The sequence below is a fragment of the Pengzhenrongella sp. genome, from assembly GCF_036565025.1.
Classification (GTDB): Bacteria; Actinomycetota; Actinomycetes; order Actinomycetales; family Cellulomonadaceae; genus Pengzhenrongella.
The window spans coordinates 22,288-34,978 of record NZ_DATCNW010000067.1 but is presented as its reverse complement, the minus strand read 5'-3'; the positions used below and the strand labels follow the sequence as shown (position 1 = coordinate 34,978).

The 12,691-nt window shown below is 70.1% G+C and carries 12 protein-coding genes; 5 read left to right on the top strand and 7 right to left on the bottom strand.

Annotated features, from left to right (window positions below; genetic code table 11):
* The first annotated feature begins 379 nt into the window (after positions 1-379).
* Together VIM26_RS03670 and VIM26_RS03665 are read left to right on the top strand one after the other, a co-directional pair.
* Positions 380-1,969, top strand: coding sequence for a CYTH and CHAD domain-containing protein (locus VIM26_RS03670; RefSeq protein ID WP_331948981.1), 1,590 nt, complete (start codon positions 380-382; stop codon positions 1,967-1,969).
* Between the two features lie 853 nt (positions 1,970-2,822).
* A complete protein-coding gene (locus VIM26_RS03665; protein ID WP_331948980.1) occupies positions 2,823-3,272 on the top strand; it encodes a hypothetical protein in 450 nt (149 codons plus the stop codon).
* A gap of 110 nt (positions 3,273-3,382) precedes the next feature.
* Here VIM26_RS03665 and VIM26_RS03660 read toward each other — a convergent pair whose 3' ends face one another.
* The 3 genes from VIM26_RS03660 to VIM26_RS03650 are packed head-to-tail and all read right to left on the bottom strand — an operon-like array spanning position 3,383 to position 4,673.
* Complete coding sequence (locus VIM26_RS03660; RefSeq protein WP_331948979.1) at positions 3,383-3,571, bottom strand: hypothetical protein; 189 nt, start codon at positions 3,569-3,571, stop codon at positions 3,383-3,385.
* Between the two features lie 26 nt (positions 3,572-3,597).
* A complete protein-coding gene (locus VIM26_RS03655; protein ID WP_331948978.1) occupies positions 3,598-4,170 on the bottom strand; it encodes a hypothetical protein in 573 nt (190 codons plus the stop codon).
* Between the two features lie 26 nt (positions 4,171-4,196).
* On the bottom strand, positions 4,197-4,673 hold the full coding sequence (locus VIM26_RS03650; protein ID WP_331948977.1) for a hypothetical protein: 477 nt from the start codon (positions 4,671-4,673) through the stop codon (positions 4,197-4,199).
* On the opposite strand from VIM26_RS03650, the gene VIM26_RS03645 reads away from it, so the two are divergent.
* Positions 4,641-5,042, top strand: coding sequence for a flavodoxin (locus VIM26_RS03645; protein ID WP_331948976.1), 402 nt, complete (start codon positions 4,641-4,643; stop codon positions 5,040-5,042). The genes VIM26_RS03650 and VIM26_RS03645 overlap by 33 nt on opposite strands.
* Here the strand turns inward: VIM26_RS03645 and VIM26_RS03640 are convergent.
* The 4 genes from VIM26_RS03640 to VIM26_RS03625 are packed head-to-tail and all read right to left on the bottom strand — an operon-like array spanning position 4,966 to position 8,936.
* On the bottom strand, positions 4,966-5,880 hold the full coding sequence (locus tag VIM26_RS03640; RefSeq protein WP_331948975.1) for a hypothetical protein: 915 nt from the start codon (positions 5,878-5,880) through the stop codon (positions 4,966-4,968). The genes VIM26_RS03645 and VIM26_RS03640 overlap by 77 nt on opposite strands.
* A complete protein-coding gene (locus VIM26_RS03635) occupies positions 5,877-6,188 on the bottom strand; it encodes a hypothetical protein (RefSeq protein ID WP_331948974.1) in 312 nt (103 codons plus the stop codon). The genes VIM26_RS03640 and VIM26_RS03635 overlap by 4 nt, the downstream gene beginning before the upstream one ends.
* A gap of 58 nt (positions 6,189-6,246) precedes the next feature.
* Positions 6,247-8,475, bottom strand: coding sequence for a catalase/peroxidase HPI (gene katG, locus VIM26_RS03630; RefSeq protein ID WP_414696437.1), 2,229 nt, complete (start codon positions 8,473-8,475; stop codon positions 6,247-6,249).
* A 17-nt stretch (positions 8,476-8,492) separates the two neighbouring features.
* Entirely contained in the window at positions 8,493-8,936 is a 444-nt protein-coding gene (locus VIM26_RS03625; protein WP_331948973.1) for a Fur family transcriptional regulator, read from the bottom strand.
* A gap of 300 nt (positions 8,937-9,236) precedes the next feature.
* On the opposite strand from VIM26_RS03625, the gene VIM26_RS03620 reads away from it, so the two are divergent.
* Together VIM26_RS03620 and VIM26_RS03615 are read left to right on the top strand one after the other, a co-directional pair.
* On the top strand, positions 9,237-11,693 hold the full coding sequence (locus tag VIM26_RS03620; protein WP_331948972.1) for an alpha/beta fold hydrolase: 2,457 nt from the start codon (positions 9,237-9,239) through the stop codon (positions 11,691-11,693).
* On the top strand, positions 11,690-12,649 hold the full coding sequence (locus VIM26_RS03615; RefSeq protein ID WP_331948971.1) for an ABC transporter permease subunit: 960 nt from the start codon (positions 11,690-11,692) through the stop codon (positions 12,647-12,649). The genes VIM26_RS03620 and VIM26_RS03615 overlap by 4 nt, the downstream gene beginning before the upstream one ends.
* The last annotated feature ends 42 nt before the right edge of the window (positions 12,650-12,691 follow it).

Below are 12,691 nucleotides of genomic sequence, written 5' to 3'. Positions count from 1 at the left end.
CCAGACGCACACATTCTTCCCAAAAGCCCGGCACCGAAGCCTGCCGAGCCCGCGCGCAGGCTTGGGCAGTCCGGTTTTGGGAAGATTTGGCTCGCCCAGTGCACACATCCTTCCCAAAACTGGCCCCCGAGGTCCCCCGAGCGGGGATCCTCCTCTGGATCCCGCCTGCGTGGACCTTAAGTTACGTCCATTGCGGGAAGCCCTGGCACGCATCTCTGGCGCCCGCGCGCGCGTCCTCGCCTCGAACTGAGCTTCGGCCGAAACGACTGGGCCGCCTCGGGCGAGCCTGATTGGTGCTCCAGGAACAGTTCTGCGGCAAGTTCGACAACGAACCGGCAGCGACCGTGCCAACGCAATCCATTCGCGGTAAAACTAGTAGATGCCCAACGAGCATCGAGAAGTCGAAGCGAATTACGACGCGGACCCAGCCTTTGAGCTGCCGAGCCTGACCGAACTCATCGCAGGCGACCCAGGCGAGGTGTCGCCACCACGCGACGTCGACCACGTGGATGAAGAGGTCGTGCGCGAGCGATTGGGCTCGACATACTTCGACACTGCCGACCTTCGCCTCGCCGCCGCGGACGTAACGTTGAAACGCAGCACCGGGGGCGCCGACACCGGCTGGCAATTGATCGTCAAGGCGGGAGACGGCGCGAACCCGGATGCCCGCCTCGAGCTCGGTCGGGCCGCACGCACCGTGCCAGCACCATTGCGGAACATGGTGCTGGCGCGAAGCAGGGGTGCCGCGCTCGTTCCGGTAGCCCGGATCGAGACCCAGCGGACATCGCGCCGTCTCGTCCAGCGCACGGGCAAGGTGCTCGCGGAGGTAACGGACGACTTGATCAGCGCGCACCGCCTATTGACACCGGAGAGCTCCAAGGAGCCGTCGAGTATCACGACCGCGTGGCGCAAGATTCACGTCCGCGTCGTCGAGGGCGATCGCGCCCTCCTCGGGGTCGTGGATGCTCGGTTGCGCAAAGCAGGCCTTGCCACGAGCGACAACGCCTCGAACCTGGACCAATTCCTCGACTCCTTGACCGATGATGCGAACGTCCCGGGACAGGGCAGGAGGAAGGACTTGTCGGTGAAGTCGTCCGCCTCGGCCGTGGTCGTCGCCCACCTCCGCGAGCAGGCTGAAGAACTGCGGAACCAGGACCTGCTCGTTCGACTGGACGCACCCGAAGGCGTTCACAAAATGCGCGTTGCTTCCCGGCGACTGCGAAGCGCGCTCACTACCTTCAAGCCGATCTTCGTTGATGACACCATCGGTCCGCTGCGCGATGAGCTCAAGTGGCTCGCGGGCGAGCTTGGCGCAGCCCGCGACGCGGAGGTCATGCACGAGCGACTCCGCCGAGGAATCGAGGCGGAAAACGCAGACGAACTGCTCGGCGCAGTCACGCAGGACATGGATACGCAGATGGAGCTGGCTTACCGGCAGGCCCACGATCGCGTGCTCGCCGACCTCGACAGCTCGCGTTACCGCACCCTCCTGACAGCCCTGGACGAACTCGTCGACAGTCCCCCATCGACGAAGAAGGCCGACCGACCAGCCAGGAAAGCCCTCCCACCACTTGTCGCCCGCAGCTATGCGAAGGTTCGCCACCTGATGGACAAGGCGGACGCCCGGCCGGGAGGCGCCAAACGCGAAGAGTTGCTGCACGAAGCACGAAAAGCTTCCAAGCGAGCCCGGTACGCCGCAGAGTCGGTGAGCAGCGCATTCGGCAAGCCCGCCACCGCGTTCGCCGCCGTGATGGAAGGCATGCAAGAGGAATTAGGGGAGCACCGGGACTCCGTCGTCACGCGTCAGCGATTGCTAGAACTTGCCCGTGAGGCGCCCCACTCTGGCACGGCGTTCACCTATGGGCGCCTGCACGCGCTCGAAGAAGCCCGAGGAAAGCAGATCCGACGGCACTTCCTGAGGGCGTGGAAGTCGGCGCGCAAGAAGTCCGTGCATCGCTGGCTCACGTGACATAACTGGGGTCCGCGTTCAACGTCGAGCGGAGCACTGGAGCCCAGAACGTCTGGGTCCTGAACGACCCGAGCGTTGTCCAGGGAGCTGGGCAGTTCAATGTCCAGCGGGCCGTTCAGCTGCTCGCAAAGGCAGCGTCCCCGCGTACACCCAGACGGCGACGAGGTCGACCGGCCTGGGCACCGGCCGCCACCGCCGGGACGGCCTGGACGGGCGGTACCTGGCGCGGCTCGGTGTGGGCCGGTGCGCCGGAGAGAGACGGTTGACCGGCCGGATACGATTTCGGGGCAAGGGGACTGATCGCTTGGGGCCGTCAATGGGTGGAAGCGTCGTCCGCAGTTTGCGTCGCGCGCGCCCGGGCCTTCGACTCCTCGCCTGCGTCATCTGCTTCGGCCTGGCCGGGCTGATCTGGTCGCTGCCGCGGCTGCGGATTGGTCGTTTGCGTCGGGCCGCGAGCTGCCGAACCTGCGCGGCCCATCAGCGGGTTCGCAACGTTGCGGTGTTCGCGGTGGCGACGCTCCTCATCGCGGGATCCCTAGGGCGGATTCAGACCTTGATCGCCCCCCAGATCCCGTGCCAAGCCCACGTCACTGCCGGCGGCACCAGCCGTCCGCAACCCATGCTCAACATCGCGCCTCCCGTGCCGTGGCGGATCATCCGAAGTGTCCTGGTGGCCCCGGTCAGTGGGGTCGGAGTTCTCGCCGGGTTGGCGCTGGGCATGGAGTCGTGCTCTGGACCGCCCCTGTTGGTGATGTCCTGGCTTCCACCCCGCACCAGTGGCGGCGGGTCAACGCTCGGAGACGTGTTCGTGGCGTGGATGCCTCCCCGTGATCCGACGCGGGGTGCCCTCAGTGTGAACGGCTACGGCGTCGCTAATCAGGGCCCTTACCCGAACCACGGACCGAACATCACCCAGGTCCGCGTCGACGAGGCCGGGCTCGGCGAACACGAGTCCCGGCACGTGGACCAGTGGGCCCTGGGGTCGTTCTTCGCCGGACCGTTTGCGTTTCCGCTCGCGTACGTCACCGATGGGACGTTCTTTCCCGGCTCCCGGAACCATTTCGAGCGCGACGCCGGCCTGTCGCGCGGCGGATACGCGCCGGTCCACGACAACTGGCCCGCCCCGCTGTGGCCGCGTGCCGCGGGAGTCATCGCCATCGCCGCGCTGATCTTGCGACGCCGAGCGCGCTGGCTCGCCCGCGTCGTGTTCAGCGGTCGCTCGCAGGTCAGCGCGCACTCGCCAGGTCACTGCCGGATCCACACCAAAGGCTGGCGACCCCGGCCGCCGGACGGCAGCGACTGACCGGCACGACGTCCGGCTGGGTGCTCAGCCCTTCGTGGCGCCGAGGGTCAGGCCGGACACGACCTGCTTCTGCAGCGCGAAGAAGACGATCAGGGTCGGGAGCACCGCGATCACCGAACCGGCGGACAGCAGGTTGAAGTCGGCCACCACTGACGGAAGACGCTCGCGCCGTCGACGTCGGCCGCCTCGTAGATCTGGGCCGGGATGGTCTTCATGTAGTTGCTCAGCACGAACGCGCAGAACCCCGTCTGGAACGCGACGTTGATCGCGATCAGGCCCACCGCGGGCGCGACGAGCACCTCAACAACGCTCGGGCCGGCGGAGCTCAGGACGAGAGCAGCAGCACCAGGGTGATCACCACGCCGAGCGCCGCGAGCGGGATGGCTGCGAGCGTGCCGAGCAGGGCCACGAAGGTGACCCGGAGGTCGTCGCGCAGGTAGGGCGCGTTGACGACTCCGCCGGCGGCGCGCACGCCGGCGCGCTGGGCCGCCTCGATCCGCGGAAAGTAGCGCGCCGTCCGCAGCGCGCCCTCCGCCAAGGCGCCGTTGAGCGTGTCGAGCTCCTCTTGCGGAGGACCGCCGCTCGAAGGTCGCGCACCGTAGGTCACGAGCGACGTCCCGTTCGCCGAGATCGTCCGGTGCAGCTCGAGGCCCTGGGTCTGTGCCTGGAGCCGCTCGCGGCGCACCGCGAGGACGACCACCGGGACGGCGAGGAAACCCGCCAGCACGAGCGGCACCCAGGCGCTCCCGCCGGTGCCCGTCAGCCCCAGGAGGAGCCCGAAAAGCGCAAACACGCCGATCTCCGCCGCGGCCCAGCGCAGTAGCAGCTCGCCGGGCCGACGTGCGACCCGGACGAGGGTGGGCACCACCTGGTTGAGGAAGTCGCCGATCGCGGTCATGCGGATCAGGCTTGCACGCCTCGCTCTCAGAGGGTCAATTGCTCGCTTTGGGCGAACACGTGCCGGGTCACGACCCCGACCCGGTCAGCTCTTCGTGGCGCGTCGCGGCGAGCGAGGCCAGCAGAGCCAGGCCGTCGGCCGCGGCGGTCCCGGGCGCGGAACGTCTCCGAGCGCGTGGACAGCTCACCGACGAGGTTGGACAGCAGCTTGTCGTACGGGTTGCGACCGGCGGCCGCGTGCAGGACGGCGCCGCAGTCGTGAGTCACCTTGTCCCAGTCCGGGTAGAAGTCCCGCCCGGCGGGGTCGAGGAACGCGAACCGCGCCGAGTTCGGCGCGGTGTCGGTGTGCTGGGCGTACCGGTACACCGGTGCGTGCAGCTCCCGGGAGAGCGCGTTCGCCGCGAGAATATCCATCCGGGTGTCGCGCACGTAGGCCGGTGTCGTCGCCATCGAGTCGATCAGTCGCTCGGGATGATCAGTGAGCTGATCGGGTGCGACGTCCACCGGATCGAGGCGACCGACACGAACCCGGACGCCTACGACGCCACGGTGGCCCGCAACTCCCGCGAGCAGAACACCGATGCGCGACCGGCGATTGCGAACCCGCTCTCCTCGATCGAGCAGTACGACACGGTGCTGCTTGGCAGCCCGATCTGGAACAGTCGAGCGCCGATGATCATGTCGACCTTCACCGAGGCCCACGACTTCACCGGCACAACGGTGCACCCGTTCGTCACCCACGCCATGAGCGGGCTCGGCACGAGGGCGGCTGGTACGTCGAGAACGGCGCCGGCGCTCACGTCGCGTGCGCCGCCATCGGGTAGTCGACGAAGGCGAAGCGGTTACCGCGGGGCGACCAGCTGTTCACGTTGAGCGTGCCCTGGCCGCCGAACAGCTCGATTCGGCGCACCGGGGCGTCCCAGTCGTCTCCCTCGACGAGGCAGATCTGGACAGGCAGGTCGGCGGGGTGGCCGATCGTGCCGGGCGGGTAGCTCAGGTACGTCGCGTACGTCGTGGTCGGCGACAGGTGCGGGAACCAGTCGACGCGCCCGTCGTGGGTCAGTCGTTCCACCCCCGTCCCGTCGGGACGGGTGCGTGCGATCTGGGCGTGGCCGGGGGCGTGGGTGAACATCTCGGTGTTGAAGTAGACCCAACGCCCGTCGGGCGAGAACTCGGGCCCGTCGTCGGGACGCGGCGACGAGGTCAGCGCGCGGTCACCGGTCCCATCGACACCGACCAGGCGCAGGTCGGCGTGCGCCCACCAGTCCTCGCCCTCGGGGACGAGTGCTGCGTAGGCGAGGGTGGTCGCGTCCGGGCTGACACCGTGCAGGAAGTGCATTCGCCCGTCGTCGGCGGTGACCCGGCGAGGGACGCCGCCGGCACGCGGGACGGCCCACAGGTGCCAGTCGTTCGCGGACGCGAAGATGGTCGTGCCGTCTGGCGAGAGCACGTGGTCGTTGTTGACGGGCGGCAGCCCGGGGGCGTCGATGGGCACCAGCGGGCCGCCGTCCGCGGGGAGTTCCCACAGCCGCCCGTCGCCGTTGAGCACCAGTCGGTCGTCGGTGTCCCAGTTGGGCGCCTCGAGCAGCAGGTCGTCGCCCTCCCACACCGTCAGGCAGGATCCGTCCAGGTCGGCGACGCGCACGCGGCAGCGCTGTCCGGGCGCGAGCGCGCGGTCCGGTGGGGCCGCGGGGAACGTCGCGGCGCTCACGCCGGCACCTCCTGCACGGCCGGCTCGCGGCGGGTCGCGGCGGCGTCGGGCACATCGGTGCGCCATCCGGTCGGCAGCAGTTGGGCGGGCTCGACCCGGCTGGTGACCTCCACCGCGGTTCCGGTGGCGACCGAGCGCTCGGTGGCCACGAGGGCCTCGAGCACGTGCAGCGCGAGCCGGCCGTCCGTGCGCCAGGACCCCGAACGCACCGCGTCGGAGACCCTCGCCGCGATAGGCCGGCGACGTGAAGACCCAGCGGCACCTTGCGTCGACATCGCGACGCCGGCCACGCTCGTGCTCCGCAGCACGACCGGTCCACCACGGGATGTCCAGGCCGGCCGGTGAAGGCCGACCTGGACGTCGAGATCAGCGGAGGTCGAAGCGGTCGAGATTCATGACCTTGTTCCACGCGGCGACGAAGTCGCGAACGAACTTCGGTTGCGCGTCGTCGGCCGCGTAGACCTCCGCGAGCGCACGGAGCTGGGAGTTCGACCCGAAAACGAGGTCAGCGCGGCTGCCGGTCCACGTGAGCTCGCCCGTGACGACGTCGCGGGCCTCGAAGGTCTCCTGAGACTCGGACGTCGCCTGCCAGGTCGTGCCCTGGTCGAGCAGGTTCACGAAGAAGTCGTTGGTCAACGACTCGGGCCGTGTGGTGAGCACGCCGAGCTCGGACTGCTGAGCGTTCGCGTTCAGCACCCGGAGGCCACCGACGAGGACCGTCATTTCCGGGGCGGTCAGCGTCAGCAGGTTCGCCCGGTCGATCATCAGGTGCTCAGCCGGGAGCCGGTGGTCGTTGGCGAGGTAGTTGCGGAACCCGTCCGCGGTCGGCTCGAGCACCGCGAAGGCCCCCACGTCGGTCTGGTCCGCAGACGCGTCCGTACGTCCGGGCGCGAAGGGAACCCGGACGTCGTTCCCGGCGCGCTTCGCCGCCCGCTCGATGGCTGTGCAACCTCCCAGCACGATCAGGTCGGCAAGGGAGACCTGTTTCCCGCCGGCCTGGGAGCCGTTGAACCCCTGCTGGATCTCCTCCAGGGTCGACAGCACCTTCGCCAAATCGGCCGGGTCGTTGGCTTCCCACCCGTTCTGCGGCTCAAGACGAATACGCGCACCGTTGGCGCCGCCGCGCTTGTCGGAGCCGCGGAACGTCGACGCCGAGCCCCACGCGGTCGAGACCAGCTGGGAGACGGAGAGACCCGAGGCGAGGATCATCGCCTTCAGGGTCGCGATCTCGTCGGCCCCGACCAGCTCGTGCGTGACCTCAGGCACCGGGTCCTGCCACAACAGCGACTCCTGGGGAACCTCCGGTCCGAGGTACCGCGAGATCGGTCCCATGTCGCGGTGCGTCAGCTTGAACCACGCCCGCGCGAAGGCATCCGCGAACTCGCCCGGGTTCGCGAGGAAGCGGCGCGAGATCGGCTCGTAGATCGGGTCCATCCGCAGGGCGAGGTCCGTCGTGAGCATCACCGGGGCGTGCGTCTTGCCCGGATCGTGGGGATCCGGCACGGCGTTCTTCGCGGCGGGGTCCGTCGGCACCCACTGCCACGCTCCGGCAGGGCTCTTCGTCAGGTCCCACTCGTAGCCGAAGAGGGTCTCGAGGAAGTTGTTGTCCCACGTGGTGGGGGTGGAGTTCCAGGCGCCCTCCAGCCCGCTGGTGATGGTGTCGTCACCGCTGCCGGTGCCGAAGCTGTTCTTCCAGCCGAGCCCCATGTCCTGGAGCGCGCCGGCCTCGGGCTCGGGGCCCACGTGCTTGTCGGGATCGCTCGCGCCGTGGGTCTTGCCGAACGTGTGGCCGCCGGCGATGAGCGCCACGGTCTCCTCATCGTTCATCGCCATGCGAGCGAACGTCTCGCGGATGTCCTTCGCTGCGGCGAGCGCGCTCGGGTTGCCGTTCGGCCCCTCCGGGTTCACATAGATGAGGCCCATCTGAACGGCACCGAGGGGCTTCTCGAGGTCCCGGTCACCGGTGTAGCGCTCGTCTCCGAGCCATTCGGCCTCGGAACCCCAGTTGATCTCCTCTGGCTCCCAGACATCCGCTCGCCCGCCGGCGAACCCGAACGTGGCAAAGCCCATCGACTCCAACGCGCAGTTTCCGGCGAGGACCATCAGGTCAGCCCAGGAGATCTTCTGACCGTACTTCGCCTTGACCGGCCAGAGCAGCCTGCGGGCCTTGTCCAGGTTCGCGTTGTCGGGCCAACTGTTAAGCGGCGCGAACCGCTGCATGCCGGACCCCGCGCCACCACGACCGTCGCTGATGCGGTAGGTGCCGGCGCTGTGCCACGCCATCCGGATGAAGAGCGGACCGTAGTGGCCGTAGTCGGCCGGCCACCAGTCCTGCGACGACGTCATCAGCTCGATGAGGTCCTTCTTCACGGCCGTGAGGTCGAGGGCGTTGAACTCCTCGGCGTAGTCGAACTCCACGCCCAGGGGATCGGACTTGGCGGAGTTCTGGTGGAGCGCGCTCACGTTCAGCCGATTCGGCCACCAGTCCCGGTTCGACGTGCCTTGGGGGTCTCGGTCGGTCACTCCCGCGACCGGGCACCTCGCGTCGCGCTCCTCGTTCATCTCACCGACGACTGCATCAGGCCTGTCAGGCATGGGGAATCCTTCCGTCTTCAGGGGGAGTTCGCAGAACGTGGTGCGGTCGAGCACTCCGGGCACAGCCCCCAGTAGATGACTTCGGCCTCGTCGATCGCGAAGCCGTGGTCGTCGTTCGGGGTCAGGCAGGGGGCGGCGCCGAGGGCGCAATCGACGTCGGACACCGAACCGCACGACCGGCACACGACGTGGTGGTGGTTGTCCCCGACCCGCGATTCGTAGCGCGCCACGGAGCCGGACGGCTGGATGCGCCGCACCAGACCCGCGGTTGTCAGGACACGCAGCACGTCGTACACCGCCTGATGGGACACCGAGGCGATTTCGCCGCGCACGACGGCGATGATCGAGTCCGTGTCGGCGTGCGGATGCCCGTACACCGCGGTCAGCACCGCCACCCGTGGGCGCGTCACACGCAGCGCGGCCCCGCGCAACAACTGCTCGACGTCCGGAGTACTCGGCACCAGCCGGAGTATGTCCCATCTTCTGGAATCAATCAAGAAACCAGGCGGACCGCCAACCTCGACGTCAGGCGCACCGCCCACCTCGACGTCAGGCGCACCGGCCGACCCTGGCCCGGGCCGGCCCGGGCTCCGAGGCGACCACAGATCCGCTCACTATGATCGCGCCATGCCGTTGGTCCCCGCACTGGGCCTTGATGCCCTCGACCGCGTTGCCTCTGCGACGTGAGGCGCCCTCGCGGGCGGGCGCGATTGGTGGCGGTCGTCGCGGTGGTGGTGGCGGCGGTTGCGATCATCGCAAGCGTGTCGGGATCGACCCCCGCCATCGCCGCCCGCGCGCAGTTCGTCACGGGCACGCCGGAGTCCGGCGCGCCCGTCCGGCTGGACACCACCACCTACCTTCCGGCGAAGACGCCCGCGCCGGCGATCCTGCTGGCGCACGGGTTCGGCGGGACGAAGCGGGACCTCGCCTCGCAGGCGCGCTCCCTCGCCCAGCGCGGCTACGTCGTCCTGACCTACACCGCACGGGGCTTCGGCCGCTCGGGTGGGCTGATCCATCTCGACGCACCGGCGTACGAGGTCGCCGACGCCAGCCTGCTGACCTCCTACCTCGCGACGCTCCCCCAGGTGACGAAGGACGACCCCGGTGATCCGCGGGTCGCGGTCGCGGGCTCGTCCTACGGCGGCGCCCTGGCCCTGCTGCTTGGCGCCGACGACCACCGCGTGGATGCGGTCGCCGCCGACATCACCTGGAACGATCTGGCCCAGGCGCTCTTCCCGAATGCCGCCGGCGGCCAGCCCGGGGTGTTCAAGAAGCTGTGGGCCGGCGAGCTGTTCGGCTCCGCGCTGAAGGAAACCGGCGGGGCGTGCGGGCGGTTCGACCCGGCCCTGTGCGCGGCCTACCAGCGCGCGGCCAGCGCCGGCGAGCCCAACCCGGCGATCCTGGCACTGCTGAAGGCCTCCAGCCCGGCCCGCGTGCTCACCCAGATCAAGGCCCCGACCCTGCTCAGCCAGGGCGAGCAGGACTCGCTGTTCCCCCTCGGCCAGGCGGACGCCAACGCTCGCGGGATCGCCGCCGGCGGCACCCGCGTGAAGATGATCTGGCGAACCGGCGGCCACGACGGCGCAACCTCGACGTCGGACCAGGTGGGGTACCTCGACGACTGGTTCGCCCCGGTGCTGCTCCACCGCGGCCGGGCGGACACGTCCTTCGACGTCGCGGTCCCCGGCGCCGGGATCTCCTCGGCCACGGGTCAGAACGTGGCCCAGAGCCTGCGGGTCGACCGCGGCTACCCCGGCGCGTCGACGCAGCCGATCGCCGTCGTCGGCGGTGCCCAGACGGTCAACGCGCCCGCCGGGGGGAACCCCGCCGCGGTCACCGCCGTCCCGGGCCTGGGCGACCTGCTCGGCGCCGGCGCCCAGGGCATCAGCGCGACCCCGGGCCAGGTCGCGACCTTCACCTCCAGGCCGCTCCCGAGCAGCCTCCTCGTGGCGGGGTCCTCCACGGTCGCGCTGCGGGTCACGGCACACGGGGCCACCGACGCGACCCTGTTCGCGTCCCTGCACGACGTCGCCCCGGACGGCACCGACACCCTGCCCGAGGGGCTCGTCGCGCCGATCCGGCTCACCGGGCTCACCCCCGGGGTGCCCAGGACCGTGCGCGTCGCGCTGCCCGGCGTCGTGCGGGACCTGCCCGCCGGGCATCGCCTCGCCCTCGAGGTCGGGACCACCGACCTGGCCTATGCGCTGCCGAGCTCGCCGCGCAGCTACTCGATCGCCCTGGTCGGAACGTCGGTGTCGGTCGCCAGCGTCGACGGGCAGGTCGTGCGGGCCGGCACACCCTGGAGCTGGCTGATCGCGGGGCTGGGCGCCATGGCGCTCCTGATCGCCGGCGCGCTGCTCGCGGCGGGCCGGCGCGGACGGCGTCGGCGGCGGGCCGTGGTGGCCGAGCTGTCCGGCACGCCCGTGGCCATCGAGGGCCTCGTCAAGGAGTACGGCGACGGCTACCGGGCGGTGGACGGCGTGAGCTTCCGCGTCGAGCGCGGCCAGGTCGTCGGGCTGCTCGGCCCCAACGGCGCGGGTAAGACCACCGCGCTGCGGGTGCTGATGGGACTGATCCAACCGACGTCGGGCAGCGTGCACGTGTTCGGCGAGCTGGTCGAGGCCGGCGCCCCGGTGCTCTCCCGGATCGGGTCCTTCATCGAGGGCCCAGGCCTTCTGCCGCACCTGTCCGGGCGGGACAACCTCCGGCTGTTCTGGGCCGCGACCGGCCGCCCACCGCAGGACTCCGAGCTCGAGACCGCCCTGGAGATCGCCGGCCTGGGCGACTCGCTCGAGCGCCGGGTGCGGACCTACAGCCAGGGCATGCGCCAAAGGCTTGCGATCGCCCAGGCCATGCTCGGGCTGCCCGAGCTCCTGGTGCTTGACGAGCCGACCAACGGCCTGGACCCGCTGCAGATCGCCGAGATGCGCGAGGTGCTGCGCAGCTATGCCGCGACCGGGCGGACCGTCGTGATCTCCAGCCACCTGCTGGCCGAGGTCGAGCAGACCTGCAGCCACGTCGTGATGATGCACAAGGGCCGACTCGTCGCGGTCGGGTCGGTGGCCGAGATCGCCGGCGCGGGCGCGACCCAGCTGGCGGTGGCCGACCCGGAGGCCGCGCGGGAGATCCTGGCCGCCGCCGGGGTCGACTCCCGGACCGTGCCGGCGCGCCGGTCGCTGGAAGACATCTTCATCGAAATGGTAGGGGCGGATCAATGACGCAATCCCCCACGGACCCCGGTCCGCAGGGACGCCCCGCCCCGACCAGGCGCGGGGCCCACGACCTGCTGACGGACCTGGCCGAGGTGCGCGACACCGGCTTCCGGCCCGAGCGCACCCTGCGCGTGCGGGTGGAGTTCGTGCGCCAGATGCGCCGACGGCGCACCCAGATCGCCGGGCTCGTCCTGCTGGTGCTTCCGGTGATCATCGCGCTGGCCTTCCATGTCAGCTCGGCAACCGGCGACGGCGGCTCGGGCCGGCAGGGCGGTGGCGGGGGCGGGGGTGGCTCGGCGCTCGTCACGCTGGCCACCACGGGAGCCACCAACTTCGCGCTGTTCACCGAGTTCGCCTCGGCCGGCTTCCTGCTCGTCGTGATGGTCGCCCTGTTCTGCGGCGACACCGTGGCCAGCGAGGCCAGCTGGTCCTCGCTGCGCTACCTGCTGGCGATCCCCGTGCCGCGCGCGCGGCTGCTGCGCCAGAAGCTGATCGTCGCCCTCAGTTTCACCGTCGGCGTGAACCTGCTCCTGCCGGCGTGGTCGTACCTGGTCGGCGGGGTGTCCTTCGGCTGGGCGCCCGGGCAGTCACCACTGGGAGGGACGTTCACGACCGGCACCGCGCTCACGCGGCTGCTCATCGTCGTGGGCTACTCCTGCGTCCAGTCGCTCCTGGTCGCGGCGCTCGCGTTCCTGCTCAGCGTGCTCACCGACGCACCGCTCGGCGCCGTCGGCGGGGCGGTGATGCTCGTTGTCGTGTCCAACATTCTGGACTCGATCACCGCCCTGGACCCCTACCGGCACTTCCTGCCCACCCACTTCCAGTACTCATGGCTGGACGCGCTCGGGCCGAGCGTCGTGTGGGACGACATGATGCGCGGCACCGGGCTGGCGCTCGTGTACTCCGCGGTGTTCTTCGCGCTCGCCTGGTGGCGGTTCCAGCGCAAGGACATCGTGAGTTGAGCGGACTCCGGAGCACGAATGGGAACGATCTGCGCGACAGAC